15 protein-coding genes and 2 pseudogenes are annotated in these 18,891 nt (G+C 77.0%); 12 read left to right on the forward strand and 5 right to left on the reverse strand.

Annotated features, from left to right (window positions below):
• The first annotated feature begins 18 nt into the window (after nt 1-18).
• The 9 genes and pseudogenes from GA0070558_RS09210 to GA0070558_RS09250 all read left to right on the forward strand — a co-directional run.
• Entirely contained in the window at nt 19-819 is an 801-nt protein-coding gene (locus GA0070558_RS09210) for a precorrin-2 C(20)-methyltransferase (protein WP_091277833.1), read from the forward strand.
• Nucleotides 816-1,700: a precorrin-4 C(11)-methyltransferase gene (gene cobM, locus GA0070558_RS09215; protein WP_091277676.1), complete on the forward strand. Its 885-nt coding sequence runs from the start codon at nt 816-818 to the stop codon at nt 1,698-1,700. The genes GA0070558_RS09210 and cobM overlap by 4 nt, the downstream gene beginning before the upstream one ends.
• Entirely contained in the window at nt 1,697-2,848 is a 1,152-nt protein-coding gene (locus GA0070558_RS09220) for a cobalt-precorrin-5B (C(1))-methyltransferase (RefSeq protein WP_091277678.1), read from the forward strand. Before cobM ends, GA0070558_RS09220 begins: the two co-directional genes overlap by 4 nt.
• Complete coding sequence (gene cbiE / locus GA0070558_RS09225; RefSeq protein WP_439709582.1) at nt 2,820-4,232, forward strand: precorrin-6y C5,15-methyltransferase (decarboxylating) subunit CbiE; 1,413 nt, start codon at nt 2,820-2,822, stop codon at nt 4,230-4,232. Before GA0070558_RS09220 ends, cbiE begins: the two co-directional genes overlap by 29 nt.
• Complete coding sequence (cobJ, locus tag GA0070558_RS09230) at nt 4,229-5,929, forward strand: precorrin-3B C(17)-methyltransferase (protein WP_091277681.1); 1,701 nt, start codon at nt 4,229-4,231, stop codon at nt 5,927-5,929. Before cbiE ends, cobJ begins: the two co-directional genes overlap by 4 nt.
• A complete protein-coding gene (locus GA0070558_RS09235; RefSeq protein ID WP_077937808.1) occupies nt 5,917-6,126 on the forward strand; it encodes a 4Fe-4S binding protein in 210 nt (69 codons plus the stop codon). Before cobJ ends, GA0070558_RS09235 begins: the two co-directional genes overlap by 13 nt.
• The gene (locus GA0070558_RS09240) at nt 6,123-7,286 is read left to right on the forward strand and encodes a HoxN/HupN/NixA family nickel/cobalt transporter (protein ID WP_256091836.1); all 1,164 of its coding nucleotides are present in this window, start codon (nt 6,123-6,125) and stop codon (nt 7,284-7,286) included. The genes GA0070558_RS09235 and GA0070558_RS09240 overlap by 4 nt, the downstream gene beginning before the upstream one ends.
• A complete protein-coding gene (locus GA0070558_RS09245; RefSeq protein WP_077937809.1) occupies nt 7,283-7,876 on the forward strand; it encodes a precorrin-8X methylmutase in 594 nt (197 codons plus the stop codon). Before GA0070558_RS09240 ends, GA0070558_RS09245 begins: the two co-directional genes overlap by 4 nt.
• A pseudogene (locus tag GA0070558_RS09250) lies at nt 7,873-8,787 on the forward strand (sirohydrochlorin chelatase); the annotation flags it as partial. The gene GA0070558_RS09245 and the pseudogene GA0070558_RS09250, both read left to right, overlap by 4 nt.
• A 51-nt stretch (nt 8,788-8,838) precedes the next feature.
• On the opposite strand, the gene GA0070558_RS09255 reads toward GA0070558_RS09250, so the two are convergent.
• Nucleotides 8,839-9,426, reverse strand: coding sequence for a DUF4334 domain-containing protein (locus tag GA0070558_RS09255; RefSeq protein WP_176734153.1), 588 nt, complete (start codon nt 9,424-9,426; stop codon nt 8,839-8,841).
• 281 nt (nt 9,427-9,707) lie between these two features.
• On the opposite strand from GA0070558_RS09255, the gene GA0070558_RS34845 reads away from it, so the two are divergent.
• The 3 genes from GA0070558_RS34845 to GA0070558_RS09270 all read left to right on the forward strand — a co-directional run bounded on the left by GA0070558_RS34845 (nt 9,708) and on the right by GA0070558_RS09270 (nt 14,681).
• A complete protein-coding gene (locus GA0070558_RS34845; protein ID WP_305119934.1) occupies nt 9,708-11,468 on the forward strand; it encodes a tetratricopeptide repeat protein in 1,761 nt (586 codons plus the stop codon).
• Between the two features lie 304 nt (nt 11,469-11,772).
• The gene (locus tag GA0070558_RS09265; RefSeq protein WP_091277685.1) at nt 11,773-13,095 is read left to right on the forward strand and encodes an NAD(P)/FAD-dependent oxidoreductase; all 1,323 of its coding nucleotides are present in this window, start codon (nt 11,773-11,775) and stop codon (nt 13,093-13,095) included.
• Nucleotides 13,096-13,118: 23 nt separating this feature from the next.
• Entirely contained in the window at nt 13,119-14,681 is a 1,563-nt protein-coding gene (locus GA0070558_RS09270; protein ID WP_091277839.1) for an aminotransferase class I/II-fold pyridoxal phosphate-dependent enzyme, read from the forward strand.
• 50 nt (nt 14,682-14,731) lie between these two features.
• On the opposite strand, the gene GA0070558_RS09275 is transcribed toward GA0070558_RS09270, so the two are convergent.
• The 4 genes and pseudogenes from GA0070558_RS09275 to GA0070558_RS09290 form a co-directional block, all read right to left on the reverse strand.
• Entirely contained in the window at nt 14,732-16,189 is a 1,458-nt protein-coding gene (locus GA0070558_RS09275) for a PepSY-associated TM helix domain-containing protein (protein ID WP_091277687.1), read from the reverse strand.
• A gap of 156 nt (nt 16,190-16,345) precedes the next feature.
• Nucleotides 16,346-16,924 (reverse strand): copper resistance CopC family protein, encoded by a 579-nt coding sequence (locus tag GA0070558_RS09280; RefSeq protein WP_091277689.1) that lies wholly within the window; start codon nt 16,922-16,924, stop codon nt 16,346-16,348.
• Nucleotides 16,925-17,023: 99 nt separating this feature from the next.
• Nucleotides 17,024-18,253, reverse strand: a pseudogene (locus GA0070558_RS09285) (Dyp-type peroxidase).
• Nucleotides 18,250-18,861: a copper chaperone PCu(A)C gene (locus GA0070558_RS09290; protein ID WP_091277690.1), complete on the reverse strand. Its 612-nt coding sequence runs from the start codon at nt 18,859-18,861 to the stop codon at nt 18,250-18,252. The pseudogene GA0070558_RS09285 and the gene GA0070558_RS09290 overlap by 4 nt, the downstream one beginning before the upstream one ends.
• Nucleotides 18,862-18,891 lie beyond the last annotated feature (30 nt).

The raw sequence follows: 18,891 nt of genomic DNA on the forward strand, positions 1-18,891 counted from the left end.
GCGCTCCCCGACGGGCCCGTGCTGACCGGCGTCGGGGTCGGGCCGGGCGACCCGGAGCTGCTGACCGTGAAGGCGGTGCGGGTGCTGCGCGAGGCCGACGTGGTGTTCGTCCCGGTGATGGCCGAGCGCCCCGACGACGCGCCCGGTCCCGACCCTGACGCCCCGGCCGGTCCCGACGGGACCGGGACCGACCCGGGGACGGCGGACGGCGGCGGGCGGGCCGAGGCGACCGTCCGGTCGTACGTGGACGGTGGCCGGGTGCGACGGCTGCCGTTCGCCCTCGACGACCGGGGCGGCGTCACCGCCCGCCGCCGGGCCGCCTGGGACGCCGCCGCCCGCGCCGTCACCGCCGCGTTCGACGCCGGTGCCGCCCGGGTCGCGTTCGCCACCATCGGCGACCCGAACGTCTACTCCACCTTCGGTTACCTGGCCCACGGCGTGCGCGCGCTGCGGCCGGCGGTGCGGGTCGACACGGTGCCCGGGATCACCGCCATGCAGGACCTCGCCGCCCGCAGCGGCACCGTGCTCTGCGAGGGGCGCGAGCCGCTGACCCTGCTGCCCGCCACCGCCGGGCCGGAGCTGTTCGCCGCCGCCCTGGCCGGGCCGGGGACGGTCGTCGCGTACAAGGGCTGGCGGCGGCACCCCGAGCTGGTGGCCGAGCTGCGCCGGCAGGGCCGCCTCGGCGACGCGGTGCTGGGCCGGGGGCTCGGCCTGCCCGGGGAACGGATCGGCCCGGCGGACCCCGACGACGGCGACCTGCCGTACCTGTCGACGCTGCTCGTCCCGGCCCGCCGGGACACCCGGGGAGGCAAGCTGTGACCACCGCAGGAGACACCGACGGCACGCCGGCGACCACGGGGAAGGTGTGGTTCGTCGGCGCCGGGCCGGGCGCGGCCGACCTGCTCACCCTGCGCGCCGCCCGGGTGATCGGCGCGGCCGACGTGGTGGTCTGGGCGGCGAGCCTGGTGCACGCCGACGTGCTCACCCACGCCCGCGCCGACGCCGAGATCGTCGACTCCTCGCAACTGCCGATGGAGGGCGTGCTGCCGCTCTACGAGCGGGCCGCCGCCCGGGGGCTGACGGTGGCGCGGATCCACTCGGGCGACCCGGCGCTGTGGGGGGCGGTGCAGGAGCAGCTCGACCTGTGCCGGGCCCTCGGGCTGGCCGTCGAGGTGGTGCCCGGCGTGTCCGCGTTCACCGCCGTCGCCGCGCTCGTCGGCCGGGAGCTGACCATTCCCGAGGTCGCCCAGTCGGTGATCCTCACCCGCCTCGAAGGCGGCAGGACGCCGATGCCGCCCGGCGAGCGGGTCCGCGACTTCGCCCGGCACGGCACCACCATGGCGCTGTTCCTCTCCGCCGCCCGCTCCGGGCAGGTGCAGGCCGAGCTGCTGGCCGGCGGCTACCCGGCGGACACCCCGGCCGTGGTGGCCTACCAGGCGACGTGGCCGGACGAGCTGGTGGTGCGCTGCACCGTCGGCACCCTGGAGGCCACCGTCAAGCGGCACCGGCTGTGGAAACACACCCTGTTCCTGGTCGGGCCGGCGCTGGCCGCCGCCGGCACCCGCTCGCACCTCTATCACCCCGGGCACTTCCACACCTTCCGCCGGGCCGAGCCGGCCGCCCGCGCGCAGCTGCGCCGCCGCCGCGAGGCGACCCCCGGCGACGACGGCGGGGCCGCCGGGACAGGGCGGGCCGGATGACGTACCCCGAGCCGGAGCTGCGTGAGCCGGACCTGCCGCGTACCGCGAAGGTCCGGCCCACCGCGCTGCGCACCGGCTGGACGACCGGCGCGTGCGCCACCGCGGCGGCGAAGGCGGCGGTGACCGCGCTGGTCACCGGCGTGCCGCAGCGGCAGGTGGAGATCGGCCTGCCCGCCGGCAGCCGGGTGGCCTTCCCCGTGGCCCGCTGCGACCTCGCCGACCCGCCCGGCGCGGGCGCGGAGGCCGTGGTCGTCAAGGACGCCGGGGACGACCCGGACGTCACGCACGGCGCGCACCTCACCGCCACCGTCGGCTGGCGCGACGCCCCCGGCCTCGACCTGGCCGGCGGGCCGGGCGTCGGCACCGTCACCAAGCCGGGCCTCGGGCTCGCCGTCGGCGGCCCGGCGATCAACGAGACCCCGCGCCGCATGATCGGCCAGGCCGTCGCCGAGGTGGTCGACCTCACCGAGGTCGGGGTACGGGTGGTCATCAGCGTCCCCGGCGGGGAGGTGATGGCCCGCAAGACCACCAACCGGCGGCTCGGCATCCTCGGCGGCATCTCCATCCTCGGCACCACCGGGATCGTGCGGCCCTTCTCGACGGCGTCCTGGCGGGCCAGCGTGGTGCAGGCCGTGCACGTCATGGCCGCCCAGGGGGAGCGGACGGTGGTGCTGTGCACCGGCGGGCGCACCGAACGGGCCGCCCGCGCCCTGCTGCCCGACCTGCCCGAGGTGTGCTTCGTCGAGGTCGGCGACTTCACCGGCGCGGCCGTCACCGCCGCCGTCGGCGACGGCCTGACCCGGGTGGCGTTCGTCGGGATGGCCGGCAAGCTGGCCAAGCTCGCCGCCGGGGTGCTGATGACCCACTACACGCGCTCCAAGGTGGACCTGTCGCTGCTCGGCGCGGTCACCGCCGACGCCGGCGGGGGGCCGGCCCTGGTGGCCGAGGTGGTGGTGGCGAACACCGGACGGCACGCGTACGAGCTGTGGGAGGCCGCCGGGCTGCTGCGCCCCGCCGGGGACCTGCTCTGCGCCCGGGTCCGCCAGGTGCTGCTGCGCTTCGCCGGGCACGCCGTCGACGTCGACGTGGCGATGGTCGACTTCGCCGGGGAGCGCCTCGTTGCCTCCTCGGGCCGGTGGGCGCCGTGATCCCGCGGAGGGGCCGGTGGGCGGCGTGACCGGCAGCGGGTCCCCCGGGGCCCGTCTCGCCGAGGCTCTCGTGACCGTCGTCGGCATCGACACGGGCGGCGCGTCGCCGCACCCCGCCGCCGCCGGGGCCCTCGCCGGGGCGCGGCTGGCCGTCGGCGCGGCCCGGCACCTCGCCGCCGTCGCGCTGCCCGCCGGCTGCGCCACGGTCACCCTCGGCCCGCTCGCCCCCGCGCTGGCCCGGGTGGCTGCCGCCGTCGCCGCCGGCACGCCCACGGTGGTGCTGGCCAGCGGCGACCCGGGGCTGTTCGGCATCGTCCGCCGGCTGCGCGCCCAGGGGCTGCCCCTGCGGGTGCTGCCCGCCGTGTCCAGCGTGGCCGCCGCGTTCGCCCGCGCCGGCCTGCCCTGGGACGGCGCGGCCGTGGTCAGCGCGCACGGCCGCGACCTGCGGCCCGCGCTCAACGCCGCCCGGGCGCTGCCGGCGGTCGCCGTGCTCACCGCCCCCGGCGCGGGGGCCGCCGAGATCGGCGCGGGCCTGGTCGGCTGGCCGCGCCGGCTCGTCGTCGCCGAGCACCTCGGCACCCCGGCCGAGCGGATCGTCGAGACCACCCCGCAGGCCGCCGCCGTCACCACCTGGGCCGACCCGCACGTGCTGCTCAGCCTCGCCGACCCGGCACCGGCCGACCGGCCCGGCCCCGCCGCCGATCTCGGCACCGGCCCGGCGGCGGCCGGCGCGGCGGCGATCGGGGCGGTCGCCGGGGCGCGCGCCGACAACCAGCCGGCCGCCGCGCCCGCCGGGGGCTGGGCGCTGCCCGAGGACGCCTACGTCCACCGCGACTCGATGATCACCAAGGCGGAGGTGCGGGCCCTCGCCGTGGCCCGGCTGCGGCCCCGCCTCGGCCGGCTCGTCTGGGACGTCGGCGCGGGCAGCGGCTCCGTCGGCATCGAGTGCGCCCTGCTCGGCGCGGCCGTGATCGCCGTCGAACGCGACCCGGACGCCGTCGACCTCGTCCGGCGCAACGCCGCCGCGCACCGGGTCGACGTGCGGGTCGTCACCGGGGCCGCCCCGGCGGCGCTGGCCGGGCTGCCCGACCCGGACGCCGCCTTCGTCGGCGGCGGCGGCCTGGCCGCGCTCGCCGCCGTGGCCGCCCGCCGGCCCGCCCGCGTGGTCGCCGCCCTCGCCGCCCTGGACCGGGTCGCCCCCGCCCTCGACCTGCTGCGCGGGCACGGCTACCGCGCCGAGGGCGTGCAGCTGTCCGCCGCCCGGCTGGCCGACCTGCCCGGCGGGTCGGTGCGGCTCGCCGCCACCAACCCGGTGTTCGTCCTCACGGCCGACCGCCCACCCCTCACCGCCGACCGCCCACCTTCCCCCGGGGAGCGCAGATGACCCGCATCGGACTCGTCGCGGCCACCGCCGCCGGCCGCCGGCACGCCCGCACCCTCGCCGCCGCCTGGCCGCACGCCCGGCTCGTCGAGGCCGACACCGCCGCCGACGCGCTGCGCGCCGCGTTCACCGGCCACGACGCCGTGGTCGCGTTCCTCGCCACCGGGGCGGTGGTGCGGATCCTCGCCCCGCTGCTCGGCGACAAGCGCACCGACCCGGCCGTCGTGGTCGTCGACGAGGCCGCCCGGCACGCCGTGGCGCTGCTCGGCGGGCACGCCGGGGGCGCGAACGCCCTCGCCGCCGACGTCGGCGCGCTGCTCGACGCCCGGCCGGTGGTCACCACCGCCACCGACGCGGTCGACCTCCCCGGCCTGGACACCCTCGGCTGGCCCGTCGAGGGGGCGGTCGCCGCCGTGACCCGGGCCCTGCTCGACGGCGAGCCGGTGCGGCTGGTCGCCGACGCGGCCTGGCCGCTGCCGGCCCTGCCGCCGCACGTGCGCCCCGACGCCCCCGCCGACGCGCACCGGCTGCTCGTCACCGACCGGGTGGTGCCGCCCGACGGGCGCACCGCCGTGCTCCGGCCGCCGTCGCTGGTCGTCGGCGTGGGCGGCAGCCGGGGCGTGCCCGCCGGGCAGGTGCGCGACCTGCTCGACCGGGTGCTCGCCGCCGCCGGCCTGAGCCCGGCCAGCGTCCGCTGCCTGGCCAGCGCCGACATCAAGGCCGACGAGGCGGGCATCCGGGCGACCGCCGACGCGCTCGGCGTACCCCTGGTGACGCATCCCGCGGCGGACCTGGCGGCCGTTGACGTGCCGCACCCCAGCGAGGTGGTCCGCGCGGCCGTCGGCACGCCCAGCGTCGCGGAGGCCGCCGCGCTGCTCGGCGAGCCCGGCCGGCGCGCCGACGCGGCGCTCGTCGCGCCGAAGACCGCGTCGGCGATGGCCACCGTCGCGGTGGCCCGGCACGCCCCGCGCGGCCGGCTCGCGATCGTCGGCCTCGGCCCCGGCGCGGCCGACCTGCGCACCCCCCGCGCCCTCGCCGAGCTGCGCCGCGCCGCCGTGGTCGTCGGCCTCGACCAGTACGTCGACCAGGTGCGCGACGTGCTGCGCCCCGGCACCCGGATCCTCGCCAGCGGCCTCGGCGCGGAGGAGGAACGCGCCCGCGTCGCCGTCGCCGAGGCGACCGCCGGGCACGCCGTGGCGCTGGTCGGCTCCGGCGACGCCGGGGTGTACGCGATGGCCAGCCCCGCCCTGGAGCACGCCGACGACCGCATCGACGTCGTCGGCGTCCCTGGGGTGACCGCCGCGCTCGCCGCGTCGGCGCTGCTCGGCGCGCCGCTGGGCCACGACCACGCCTACCTGAGCCTGTCCGACCTGCACACCCCGTGGGAGGTCATCGAGCGGCGCGTCGCCGCCGCCGCGGAGGGCGACTTCGTGGCGCTGCTGTACAACCCGCGCAGCCGCGCCCGGGACTGGCAGCTCGCCGCCGCGCTGAAGACGTTCGCCGCGCACCGGCCGCCGAACACCCCGGTCGGGGTGGTGCGCAACGCCAGCCGGCCCGGCGAACGGGTGCACCTGGCCACCCTCGCCACCCTCGACGCGGCCGTGGTCGACATGTACAGCGTGGTGGTGGTCGGCAGCAGCCGCACCCGGCTCGTCGCCGGCCGGATGGTCACCCCGCGCGGCTACCGGTGGCGCGCGTGACCGCCCCCGTGACCATCGACGGCTGCCAGGGATGCGGCGCGTGCCTGCTGACCTGCCCCACCCACGCGATCCGACCCACCCCCGGCGGGCTGCTGGTCCGCGCGCAGGCGTGCACCGGCTGCCTGGAGTGCCTGGAGATCTGCCCGGTCGACGCCATCCGCGTCACCGGCACCGACCCCTGTGGAGGAACCCGATGAGTTCGACCGTGGTCAGCGCCGCACCCCCGGCGGGCCGGTGGAGCCGCGCCGAGCGGGTACGCCTCGGTGGCATCGTGCTCGCCGTCGCCGTGCTGCACGTCGCCGGCTGGAGCCTCTACCTCTACTGGAACGGCCAGCCCGCGGCGGCCGGCGGGCTGGCCGGCGCCGGCACCCTCGCGTACGCCCTCGGGGTGCGGCACGCCTTCGACGCCGACCACATCGCCGCCATCGACGACACCACCCGGCTGATGCTGCTGCGCGGCCGGCGTCCCGTCGGGGTCGGCTTCTTCTTCGCCCTCGGCCACAGCGCCGTGGTGCTGCTGCTCGCCCTGATCGTCGGGCTCGCCTCGACCAGCCTCGCCGGCCCGGGCCTGGCCCAGGCCCGCGAGGTGGGCGCCACCGTCGCGATCGTCACCGCCACCCTGTTCCTGAGCCTCGTCGCCGGCCTCAACGCCGTGGTGCTCGGCGGCCTGGCCCGGCTGTGGCGGCGGCTGCGCCACGGCGACCTCGACGAGCGGGAGCTGGACCTGCACCTGCTCAACCGGGGCCTGGTGCAGCGGGTGCTGGGCTCCCGGGCACGTTCGCTGGTGCGCTCGTCGTGGCACATGGCGCCCGTCGGGTTCCTGTTCGGCCTCGGCCTGGAGACGGCCAGCGAGGTGACCCTGCTCGCCCTGTCGGCGAGCACCGCCGCCGCCGGTGGGCTGCCCGTGCTGGCCCTGCTCACCCTGCCGCTGCTCTTCGCCGCCGGGATGTCCGCCATGGACACCGCCGACAGCCTGCTGATGAGCCGGGCGTACTCGTGGGCGTACCGGCAGCCGGCCCGCCGGCTCTACTACAACCTCGCCACCACCGGCATGACCGTGCTCGTCGGTGCGCTCGTGGCCAGCGTCTACCTCGCCGGGCTGCTCGTCGACCACCTCGGGGTGTCCGCCCTGGCCGGGTACGCCACCCTCGCCGAGCACTTCGAGCAGCTCGGCTACGCCGTCGTGGCGCTGTTCGCCCTGGCGTGGGTCGCCGCCGCCGCGCTGTGGAAGCTGCGCCGTTACGACGAGCGCTACGGGGCCCCGGCCGCCGACCTTCCCGCCGAGCGGGGCGAGCGCGCCGAGCTGGGGGAGGCGGGCCGGGTCGACCGCGCCGTGCCCGGGACGGCGGACCGGTGAGCCGCGTCGTGCACCCGATCGAACGGCAGTCGTACGCGATCCTGCGCTCCCGGGTGGACCTGACCGGCCTGCCGCCGCTGACCCGGGCCGTCACCGAGCGGGTGGTGCACGCCAGCGCCGACCTGGACTACGTCACCGACCTGGTGTGCGACGAGGACGCCCTGGCCGGCGGGCTGGCCGCCCTGCGCGGTGGCGCCGCGGTCGTGACCGACGTGGCGATGGTCGCCGCCGGGATCACCCGCCCCGGCCCCGGGCCGGTCTGCCCGATCGCCGAGCCGGCCACGGCCGCCCTGGCCCGCGCGGCGGGCATCACCCGCTCGGCGGCGGCCGTGCGGGTGGCGTACGACCGGGTGGGCCCCGGCGCGGTGTGGGTGGTCGGCTGCGCGCCCACCGCGCTGTTCGAACTGCTCGACCTCGGCGCGCGGCCGGCGCTGGTGGTCGGCCTGCCGGTCGGGTTCGTCGGCGCCGCCGAGAGCAAGGCGGCGCTGCGCGCCAGCGGCCTGCCCGCCGTGTCCAACGTCGGCGAGAAGGGCGGCTCGGCGGTCGCCGCCGCCGCCCTCAACGCCCTGCTGTACCTGGAGGAGACGTGACGAACCGACCCGAAGAAGCGCGGGGGCAGGACCGCACCCCGCTGCTGATCGTCGGCCACGGCACCCGCAGCGCCGCCGGGGTTGCCCAGTTCGCTGCCCTGGTCGACCGGATCCGCCGCCGCCGCGCCGTCGACGACGTCGAGGGCGGCTTCATCGAGCTGTCCCGCCCGCCGCTGACCGACGCGGTCGGCGCCCTCGCGGGCCGGGGGCACCGCCGGCTCGTGGCGCTGCCGCTGGTCCTCGCCGCCGCCGGGCACGGCAAGGGCGACATCCCGGCCGCGCTGGCCCGGGAGAAGCAGCGCTTCCCCGGCCTGCGCTACGCCTACGGCCGCCCGTTGGGCCCGCACCCGCTGCTGCACGACACCCTCGCCGACCGGATCGACGCCGCGCTGGCCGGCGTCGACCGGGCCGGCACGTGGGTGGCCCTGATCGGCCGCGGCTCCACCGACCCGGACGCCAACGCCGAGGTCGCCAAGGTGGCCCGGCTGCTGTGGGAGGGGCGCGGCTACGCGGGCGTCGAGCCGGGCTTCGTGTCGCTGGCCGAGCCGTCGGTGCCGGCCGTGCTGGAGCGGCTGCGCCGCCTCGGCGCGCGCCGGATCGTCGTCGCCCCGTACTTCCTGTTCGCCGGGGTGCTGCCGGACCGGATCGTGGCCCGGTCGGCGGAGTTCGCCGCCGCCCACCCGGACCTCGACGTGCGGGTGGCCGAGGTGCTCGGCGACTGCGACGCCCTCGCCGACCTGGTCCTGCAACGGCACGCCGAGGCGCTGCGCGGGGACATCCGGATGAACTGCGACACCTGCGCGTACCGGGTGGCGCTGCCCGGCTTCGCCGACAAGGTTGGCCGGCCGCAGACCCCGCACGACCACCCCGACGACCCGGTCGGCGGCCACCACCACCACCATCACCACCACGTGTAAGGAAGGGCCCCTTGTTAACGCATTCGGTAGAGAGGGGTCCCCTTCTCACCCGCCGGCCTGCGTGGTGGGCCGGCGCAGCACGAACACGAACGGCCGGTCGGTGCCGCGCAGGTCCATGACGCCGAGCAGGGTGCGCTCGTCGACCCGCCGGAACACGTCGTGGATGGGGAGGCGGTCGTAGCACATCGTCGCCGACACGACCCCCCGGTATTCGGTCATCCGCAGCCGCGCCGCCGGGCGGGTCGTGGTCAGCAGCGGCAGGGCCAGCGCGAAGGCCCTCGCGGCCAGGGGCGTGCGTGCCGCGCCGGGCGGGCGGAGCAGCAGCCCCGTCGGCACCAGCGCCGGGTTGACGCTGACCAGCCTCCCGCCGGCGGCGAAGACCAGCGGGTGCACGTCCTCGGGGCCGTCGAACCGCTTGCCGTGCCATCCGTAGCGCTCCAGCAGGCCGTCGAGCGGGTGGCCCGTGGCGAAGCCGCTGCCCCGCCAGGAGCCGAGCATCTCCCCGACGGTGACCGGCGGGAGGCCGTCGAAGCAGGCCAGGGCCGTGGCCAGGTCGCCCGGGGCCGGCAGGGCGGCCGGGTGTTCCGGGGCCGGCAGGGCGGCTGCGGGAGCGGGGTCCGCCGCGCTCGACATGGTCGCATCTCCTTCGTCGCGTGGCCGGGTGGCCGAATTGCGTGGCCGGGTGGCCGACGTGGTGCCGTCGACGGTACGCCCGGATCGTGCCGGCTGCGGGCGTACCGGGCCGCCGGCCGAGCCCCGGCGGTCACGAACGCCCTTCATATTCGCCCCGATCGGGCCTACGCTCGGTGCAGTTCCGCAGTGATCACAATGGAGGTTCACATGAGGAAGATGACCGTGCGTCGCACGAGCACCCTGCGCCTGCTGTCCGGTGCCCGCCGGCTCTGGATCGAGTGGTGCTGGTAGAACCCGGCGCGGCGGGCGCCCCCGGGCGCCCGCCCCTGCGGGGCCCGGCCGCCGACCTGGGCCTCTACGACTGCCACCGCGACCACGGCCCGTACGCCGGAGTCGCCGAGTTCCTCGGCCGGATCGCCGTCGCCCACCCCCGCCTGGCGTCCCGGCACGCCGTCGAGTTGCACGCCATCGCGCCCGGCCTCGACAACGCCGCCCGACCCGCCGCCGACGAGGAGCCGATCCGGTTCCACCCCGCCCGCCGCACGGCCTGCCTCGCCTACGGCGCGACCGAGTTCGTGATCGCCTGGGCGGGCACCCTCCGCCGCCCGGTCACGGTGCGCTTCGACCACGTCGACGCCGCCGACGAGACCACCGGAGAGCTGCTGGACGCCCTGTCGCGCCGGGTCGGGCCGTACCCGCTGCGCCTGGACCTGCGCGACGGCGGCGACGCCCGGCGCGACGTCGCGGACCCGACGCCTGCGGCGCTGCGCGCGGCCGTGGGGGAGTCCCTGGCCCGCGGCTTCTACCACCACGCCGCCCGCACCGCCCGGCGCGGGCGCGCCGCCGTCACCGCGACGGGCGACCTGCGGCACTGGTGGGCGTTCACCACCTGCCTGGCCACCGCCCTGGCGGCGCTCGACCGCGCCACCGAGGCGCTCGACCTCTACGACGAGGCCCGCGCCGCCACCGACGACCCGAAGATCACCATGTCGGCCGCGTACGCCACCGCCATGCTGTACGCCCGGCACCTGCCGCCGGCCGACCAGGACCCGGAGCGGGCGCGGCACTGGCTGCACGAGGCGCTGCGCCTCGCCGCCGGCCTGGCCGACCCACGCCAGCGGGTGCTGTCCACCGTCTTCTACGAGCAGGGCGTGGCCCTGCTGGACAGCAGGGCGGGCGAGCCCGCCCGCGCGCTGCGGCTGATCGACGACGGGCTGGCCCGCCTGGCGTCGGTGCTCGCCCCCGGCGAACGCCCGCAGGACCTGGCCCGGCTGCGGCACAACCGCGCGCAGGTGCACCTGGCGCTGGGGGACGCCGACCGGGCCCTGACCGAGCTCGACACCGTGATCGCCCACGACCCCGACAACTGCGAGTACTACGTCGACCGGGCCGCCCTGCACCGGGCGGCGGGCCGCACCCGCGCCGCGATCCGGGACTACGACGCGGCGATCCGCCTCGGGCCGCACCTGCCCGAGGCCTACTACAACCGGGCGGTGCTCCAGCAGCAGCGGGGCCGCCCCGGGCGGGCGCGCGCCGACCTCGACCGGGTGCTCGCCATCGAGCCGGGACACCTCGACGCCCGCATCGCCCTGGTCAACCTGCACCTGGAGCGCGGCGCGCACGACGCGGCCGAGGCGGGCGCGCGGGCGGGGCTGGCCCTGGCCCCGCAGGAACCCGCGCTGCTGTGCACCCTCGGGCTCGTGCGCTCCGAGCGCGGCGGATCCGCCGAGGCCGACGAGCTGTTCACCCGGGCCCTGGCCGGCGACCCGGGGCTGGTCGAGGCGTGGACCAACCGGGCCGCCGTCCGGTTCGAACGCGGCGACGTCGCCGCCGCCGTGGCGGACCTGGACCGGGCGGTGGCGCTGGCCGCGTCGGCGCCGGTGCCCCACTACAACCGGGGCACGGCACTGATGCGACTCGGCCGCTGGGACGACGCCGCCCGCGACTTCGCCCACGCGCTCGCCCAGCCGGGCCTGGACCGGGCGTTGCGCCGCGACCTGCGGGCGGAACTGGCCCGCTGCCGCCGCGCCGGGGCCGGCTGAGCGGAGGACGAGGGGGCGCCGCCGCCGGGTCGACCCCGGCGACTGTCGGCTTTCGGACAGCGGCCGTCGGGGGCAGGCGGCACCGCGTCCCGGTGCCCCGGTGACCAGCGCGGTCACGGCGATCCGGCCACGGACACACCCCTATTCCACGGGCCGAGCCGGGGCCGGTCCACTATGTACCTTGACGGTTCACTCCCGCTCGCCGGTGGCAACGCGGGGGGCGGTCCGTGCCCCGTGCCGGTCCGCCGCCGCACGAAGGCCCGGCCGGCGGGGCAGCCGGACCTCATTCGAAGGACTACGAATCATGTACGACGCGATAGTCGTCGGTGGGCGCTGCGCGGGCGCCTCCACCGCCCTGCTACTCGCCCGGCAGGGCCACCGGGTGCTGGTGGTGGACCGGTCGTCCTTCCCCAGCGACGTCATCTCGACGCACTTCCTGTGGCCGCACGGCATGTCCTACCTCAACCGGTGGGGCCTGCTGGACCAGGTCACCGCCGTGACCCCCACGCACACGGTCATCGACATCGTCAACGACGGCATCCCGCTGAGCGGCTCGGTGCCCACGTCGCTGCTGCGCGAGCACTTCCGGGACCTGCACGGCGACGACTCGGGCGTCGTGCAGAGCTACGCCTCGGTGCGCCGCCGCGTGCTGGACCAGATCCTCGTCGAGGCGGCGGCCAAGGCCGGCGCCGAGGTCCGCACGCACTGCACCGTACGGGAGCTGATCACCGAAGACGGCCGGGTCGTCGGCGTGCGGGGGCGCGCCGCCGACGGGCAGGAGTTCGAGGAGCGGGCCCGCATCGTCGTCGGCGCCGACGGCCGCAACTCGTTCGTCGCGCGCACCCTCGACCTGCCCCGCTTCGACGAGCGGCCCCGCTGCACGTTCGCCTACTGGAGCTACTGGTCCGGCTTCGACCCCGGCCGGGGGCAGATCCACCGGCGCGGCCGGCTCGGCTGCGCGGTGGTGCCGACCAACTTCGGGCAGAACATGGTCCTCGTCTGGGGGCCCAGCGAGTGGGCCCGGGAGTTCCGCGCCGACGTGCCCGGCAACGTCCAGCGGGCGCTGGACTTCGTCAGCCCCGAGCTGGGCGAGCTGGTCCGCACCCAGGGCACCCGGGAGGAGCGGATCTACGGCACCCTGGACCAGTCGGGGTTCCTCCGGCCGCTGCACGGGCCCGGCTGGGTGCTCGTCGGCGACGCCGAGTCGGCCAAGGACCAGTGCACGGCGATCGGCATGACCCACGCGTTCCGCGACGCGGAGCTGGCCAGCGCCGCCCTGCACCGGTGGCTGACCGGCGAGTCGTCGCTCGACGAGGCGATGGCCGCGTACGAGGGCCGCCGGCGCAGCCAGAACTCCGCCGCCTACTACGACTACGTGTGCACCCTGAGCGAGATGCGGCCGTACCGGCACGACGAGCTGCAACTGTTCGTCGCGTTGCGCGGCAACCAGGAGGAGACCGACCGGTTCATCGCCACGCACGCCGACATCGCGCCGGTCTCCGAGTTCTTCCAGGCGTCCAACCTCTTCCTGCTCAACGACGCCGCCAAGGAGTCCTCCGCCGGCTACTCCGTCTTCGACGACTTCGCCGCGACGTCGCGCACGTACCAGCAGAACCTCTTCGCCTGATGCCGCACCAGGGAGCCGAGACCGTGACCAGCACCGACCTGCACCAGCGCGACGACGGCGAGCTGATCGAGGCCATCCTCGACGCCGCCGGGCGCGGCGACGTCGAGACCATGGCCCGCGAGGCGGCCGAGGTCTCCGAGATGACCCGCAACTGGGCCACCCACATCCCCTGGGACGACCTCGCTACCCTCGACGCCTCCGGGGCCGACGGCGAGCTGGCCCGGGTCGTGGCGGACCTGACGGAGATGTGGGAGCCGGCGCACCTGCGCAACCCCGTCGACCCCGACGAGGAGTACGCGCTGGACAAGAACGCCTACGACTTCTACCGCCCCGCCGGCCGCGACCTGCTCGCCCGCACCGAGGACTTCTACGACTGGGTGCAGGCCCGCCGCCGCACGGAGACCTGGCAGTACTCCCGGGTGCTGGAGGCGGCCCCGGACAGCGTCGCCGAGATCACCAACGACCTGGGCAAGCGGACCCGGGGCATCAACTTCAACTCGCAGGACTACCTGTCGTTCAACACCCACCCGGCCATCCGGGAGGCGGCGGTCCGGGCGATGCGCGACTACGGCCCGCACAGCGCCGGCTCGCCGATGGTGCTGGGCAACACCCGCATCTCCGACGAGCTGGAGGTGGCGCTCGGCGAGCTGGTGGGGCTGGAGCACGTCACGCTCTTCCCGACCGGCTGGTCGGCGGGCTTCGGCGCGATCGTCGGCCTGGTCCGCCAGTCCGACCACGTGGTCATCGACCGGCTCGCGCACTCCTGCCTCCAGCAGGGCGCGCGGGCGGCGACCCGCAACGTGGTCCGCTACGAGCACCTCAACGTCGAGGCCGTGCGCCAGCACCTGGCCGACATCCGGTCGCACGACAGCCGCAACGGCATCCTCGTCGTCACCGACGGCCTCTTCTCCGTCGACGCCGACTGGCCGGACCTGGTGACCCTGCAGCGGGTCTGCCGGGAACACGACGCGACCCTGCTGGTCGACGTCGCGCACGACCTCGGCTCGATGGGGCCGGGCGGCACGGGCGTGCTGGGCATGCAGAACCTGCTCGGCGAGATCGACATCGTCATGGGGGCGTTCTCGAAGACGTTCTGCTCCAACGGCGGCTTCGTGGCGTCGCGCTCCCCGGCCCTGAAGCAGTACGTGAAGATGTTCAGCAACTCGCACTTCTTCTCCAACGCGCTGTCGCCGGTGCAGACCGCCGTGGTCCGGGAGGCCGCCCGGATCATCCGGTCCCCCGAGGGCGACGAGCTGCGCGCCCGGCTGTTCACCGCCATCCACGCGCTGCGCGACGAGCTGACCGGCCGGGGGCTGACCTGCATGGGCGAGCCCTCGCCGATCGTGCCGCTGCTGATCGGCAACGAGAAGCTCGCCCGGACGGCCAACCGGCTGCTGTTCGACCGGGGGGTGCTCGCGTTCATGGTGGAGTTCCCGGTCACCCCGACCGGGTCGTCGCGGTTCCGGCTCCAGGTGCAGGCCGGCCACCGGCCCGAGGAGGCCCGGGAGGCGGCCCGCATCATCGAGGGGGCCATCGCCGACTCGCGGGCGTACCTGTCCAGCGCGTTCGGCAGCGCCGCCCGGTAGCCGCGGCGGGGCGGCGGGCCGGCACCGGCCCGCCGCCCCACCCCTGCCGGTCAGCCGCCGGCGGGGGCGGGCGAGACCGGCGCGGCCCGGCGGCGGCGTCGGGCCAGCGCCCCGAGGACGACGTCGACGACGACGAACGCGAGCAGCGGCCCGCCGAACCAGGGCAGCGCCCACCCGACGGCCACGGTGAGCGCGAGGCCGGGCAGCAACGCCCACCACGGCAGGCCCCGCAGTCCGCCCCGCGCGGGCGGGGCACCGACGGCGGCGCGCCGGTCGGCCCGGGTGGGGCGGCGCTGCCACCACATCCGGTAACCCCAGACGACGACGCAGAGCAGGCCGAGGGCGAGCGCGGCGAGCAGGACCTGGTTGACGAGGCCGAACAGCACGCCCATGTGCGCCTGGACGCCGAGGGCGCTGAGCTGGGCCAGCAGCGGCCAGTCGGCGAAGTCGCTGCGGTCGGTCACCGTGCCGGAGACCGGGTCGACGGCGATCCGGTCCCGGGCCACGGGCCAGGTGTTGTCGGTCTGGGCGACCGTCCACGCGTCGCCGGGCTCCTCGGCGGGGGAGATCCGCATCGGGCCGGCCAGCCCGGCGCCGGTGGCGGCGGCCAGCACCCGGTCGAACGTCGCGGGGTCCGCCGGCCCGGCGGTGGCGCCGCCGTGCTGGTGCTCCCCGCCACCGGAGGGCGGCGCGCCGGTGAGGCTGGTGGAGATCTCCGGGGTGCCGGCGCGCAGCGCGTCGAGCGCGCTGCCGAAGTGCCCACCGGCGTACCGCGACCAGGTCAGGCCGGTCGCGGAGAGGAAGAGCAGGCCGACGGCGAGCCAGACCCCGGTGGTCGCGTGCCAGGCCCGGGTGCGCCGCACCCCCCTGCGGGCGGACAGGTCGGGCACGAGCAGGTGCCGGACGCGGGTACGGGCGGCGCCGCGCCGACGCCACCACAGGACGACGCCGCCGCCGACGAGGAGCCACAGCCAGCTCGCGGCGATCTCGGAGTAGTGGCGGCCGAGGTCGCCGAGGTGCAGGTTGCGGTGCAGGTCGTCCAGCCAGGTGGTGACGGGCGTGGAGTCGAACCAGGTGGTCAGCTGCCCCTCGACGGTTGCGGTGTGCGGGTCGACGTAGACGGTGTGCTCCCGGTCGCCGAGGTCGGGCTGGGCGAACACGACCCGGGTGGTGGCGCCGTCCGTGCCCGGCAGCACGGCGGCGACGGTGCCCTCGGGGTGGGCGGCGCGGGCGGCGGCGACCTGCTCGGCGAGGGACTTCGGCGGCCCACCCGGTGCGGCGGTCAGCACGTCGCCGTAGACGACCCGGTCCAGTTGCGGGGTGACGGTGTACGCCAGGCCGGTCAGGGCGGCGACGAACAGGAACGGTGCCACGAGGACACCGGCGTAGAAGTGCAGGCGGAGCAGAAACGCCGCCCACGCCGGGGTACGGCGCGCCGCCGGGGCGGGCGCGTCGGCCGGGGTGAGCGGCTCCGGCGTCGAGCCGCCGTGCAGTTCGGTGATGGACATATGCTTTCGATCGGAATAGCCGGGATCGTTCCCGGTGGGACTGCCCCCGTACGACAGGGGTGGGTCCCGTCGTGCCGGTGTCGCGGGGCCCACCGGTGAGGTGGTCGGGCGCGGAGCCGGGGAAGTTCCCGGCCCCGTTGGCGTGACCGCCGTGGGCTACCGGGCGCGCCGCCGGCGCAGCACGCGCCCGGCGGCGAGCGCGCCGCCGACCAGGGCACAGGCGAGCAGGGCGACGCCGGCCGCCACGGTGAGCGGCCCGGGCCCGCCGTCCCGGCCGGCGCGTCCGGCCGCCCCGCTGGCTGGCGCGGCGGTGGGCGGGGGGCTCACCGGGGCCGCCGCGGTGGCGGCCGGGTCGGCGACGGTGAACCGGTAGGAGCCCTGCACGGGGTGCCCGTCGGTGGACACGACCCGGTAGGCCACCGTGTAGGTGCCGTCGGGCAGCGGCTCGGCGACGGTGACGGTCGCCCGCGTGCCGGCGACGACCGGCACGCCGGTGGGCACCACCCGCCGGGCGGCGTCGCTGAGCACGACGGTGGTGAGATCCGGGTTCAGCTTCTGCAGGAACCGCACCGTGATCTCGGACGGCGGCGTGGCCAGCCGGGCGTCCGCGGCGGGGGTGGCCGAGGCCAGGCTGTTGTGGGCGGCGGCCGGCGCGGCGGGCGCGACCAGGACCGCCAGGGCGGCCAGCGCGGCGGCGGCTCCCGCGACGCGGGGGTGGCGGACGGGTCTGCGCATGCTGCTCCCTTTCCTGGTGGTGCCGCTCGGGCAGCCGGTGCGCCGGTTGGCGGTCGGCAGCCGGTGCGGTGGTGCCGCTCGGGCGTTCGGTGGTGCCGGTCAGGCGAGCAGCTGCTGGCCGATCCAGCCGCCGTCCGGGCACCCGGGCGGCACGGCGAACACGGCGGAGCCGATCGGGGTGGTCCACTCGTTGAGCAGGTCCCGCTCGGCGAGGCGGCGCTGGATGGGCAGGAACTGCGTCGTGACGTCCGCCTGGTACGAGGCGAAGATCAGTCCGCTGTCGGCGGTGCCGTCGGCGGCCGGTACCCCGTCGTAGTTGTACGGGCGGCGCAGGATGCGCAGCCGGTCGTCGGTGACCCGGGCGCGGGTCAGGTGGGAGAAGTCGGGGATGACGGTGAGCCCGGCGGCGTCGACGGCGGCGAAGTCGGGCTCGTCGTGTTCTGCCGTGCCGGTCAGCGGGGCGCCGGTGTCGAGCCGACGGCCGACGGCCAGCTCCCGGTCGGCGCGGCCGAGCAGGTCTCAGGTCTCCAGGTTCATGCTGATCCGCCGCACGACCAGGGTGCTGCTGTCCCGCAGCCACGCCGGGCCGTCGGGCACCCACACGGCGGTCTCCAGCGGCCCGCCGGGACGGGGGTTGGCGGTGCCGTCGAGCTGGCCGAACAGGTTGCGCTGGGTGCGCCCCGGTTCCGCGCCGGCCGCCCGGCGGAAGCCCTGCTGCACCCACGCCACGGTCGCGAACGGCCGGCTGTCCTTGACCAGGACCCGCTGGGCGTGGGCCACCGTGACCGGATCGTCGGCGCAGATCTGCAGCAGCAGGTCCCCGCCGGACCAGCGGGGCTGGAGGCGGTCGACGCGGAAGGCCGGCAGCGCCGCCACCGACGCCGGCCGGCGCTCGTCGAGGCCGGCGGCCCGGTAGAGGCCGGGGCCGAAGCCGAACGTGACGGTCAGCCGCGCGGGCAGCAGGCCGAGCTCGGGTTCGGTGTCGGCGAGGGCCGGCCGGCCCTGGGTGAGGCGGGCGGCGTCGTCGGTGAGCAGCCGCAGCAGCCGGCCCAGGGCGGCCCGGTCGGTGGCCGGGGCGAGGTTCAGCGCGACGAACGACGCGTGCGCCTGTGGCTCGGTGTCCACCCCCGCCTGGCGCGCGCCGTGGAACGGCACCACCGCGCCGCCGACGTCGGCCACCGGGACCGCCCCGCCGGGGCGTACGTCGGCGTCGTCGGAGCGGGCGGCGGCGATCGCGGCGGCGGCGGCGAGCGTGCCCCCGGCGGCCAAAGCCCCGCCGGTGAGCAGGGCGCGCCTGCGCACCGGACGGCCGGTGGCGGTGCCGGTCATGCGGCGGGGCTCGTGGTCGCCTGCGGCGTGCCGCTCATGCCCGGCATCGGGGTCGCGCCGTGGCCGGGGGCGTAGCTCTCCTGCGCGCCGGTGAACGGCTTGGCCACGGCGGTGAAGGTCTGCGTGCGGCCGTCGGCGAAGGTGAGCGTGAAGGAGAGTTCGTCGCCGGCCCGCACCGGCTGCCGGAGGTTCATCAGCATCAGGTGCTCGCCGCCGGGCTCCAGGACGTGGCTGCTCTTCGCCCTGACCACGATGCCGCCCTGTTTGGCCTGCATGACCATCTTGCCGTCCTTCATGGTCATCTCGTGCAGCTCCATCGGGGACACGTCGGTGGCCGCGCCGGTGATGGTCACGTCCGTGTCCCCGTCGTTGACCAGGGTGCCGAAGGCCGCGGTCATGCCCTTGTCGGCGGCCTTCACCCACGGGTCGCGCACGGTCAGCACCCCGGCGGCGGCGCTCGCCGACACCGACGGTGACGGTGACGGGTTCGGCGCGGCGGTGGACGTGTCGTCCGGCGAGCCGCAGCCGGCGGCGACCGCCGCCGTGAGGGCGGCGGTGAGCAGGGCTGCCGTGCGCCGGGTGCGGCGGGGTGCGGTGAGGCTGGGCATGGGTTCCCCTTCGATGATCGATTGCAGGTG

Source organism: Micromonospora haikouensis, assembly GCF_900091595.1.
Taxonomy (GTDB): domain Bacteria; phylum Actinomycetota; class Actinomycetes; order Mycobacteriales; family Micromonosporaceae; genus Micromonospora; species Micromonospora haikouensis.

What these genes read in the sequence shown, in the direction of transcription:
- GA0070558_RS09220 (WP_091277678.1), top strand. Translation starts at nt 1,697, where the DNA reads ATGACGTACCCCGAGCCGGAGCTGCGTGAGCCGGACCTGCCGCGTACC.
- cobJ (WP_091277681.1), top strand. Translation starts at nt 4,229, where the DNA reads ATGACCCGCATCGGACTCGTCGCGGCCACCGCCGCCGGCCGCCGGCAC.
- GA0070558_RS09240 (WP_256091836.1), top strand. Translation starts at nt 6,123, where the DNA reads ATGAGTTCGACCGTGGTCAGCGCCGCACCCCCGGCGGGCCGGTGGAGC.
- GA0070558_RS09255 (WP_176734153.1), bottom strand. Translation starts at nt 9,426, where the DNA reads ATGTCGAGCGCGGCGGACCCCGCTCCCGCAGCCGCCCTGCCGGCCCCG.
- GA0070558_RS09265 (WP_091277685.1), top strand. Translation starts at nt 11,773, where the DNA reads ATGTACGACGCGATAGTCGTCGGTGGGCGCTGCGCGGGCGCCTCCACC.
- GA0070558_RS09275 (WP_091277687.1), bottom strand. Translation starts at nt 16,189, where the DNA reads ATGTCCATCACCGAACTGCACGGCGGCTCGACGCCGGAGCCGCTCACC.
- GA0070558_RS09280 (WP_091277689.1), bottom strand. Translation starts at nt 16,924, where the DNA reads ATGCGCAGACCCGTCCGCCACCCCCGCGTCGCGGGAGCCGCCGCCGCG.
- GA0070558_RS09290 (WP_091277690.1), bottom strand. Translation starts at nt 18,861, where the DNA reads ATGCCCAGCCTCACCGCACCCCGCCGCACCCGGCGCACGGCAGCCCTG.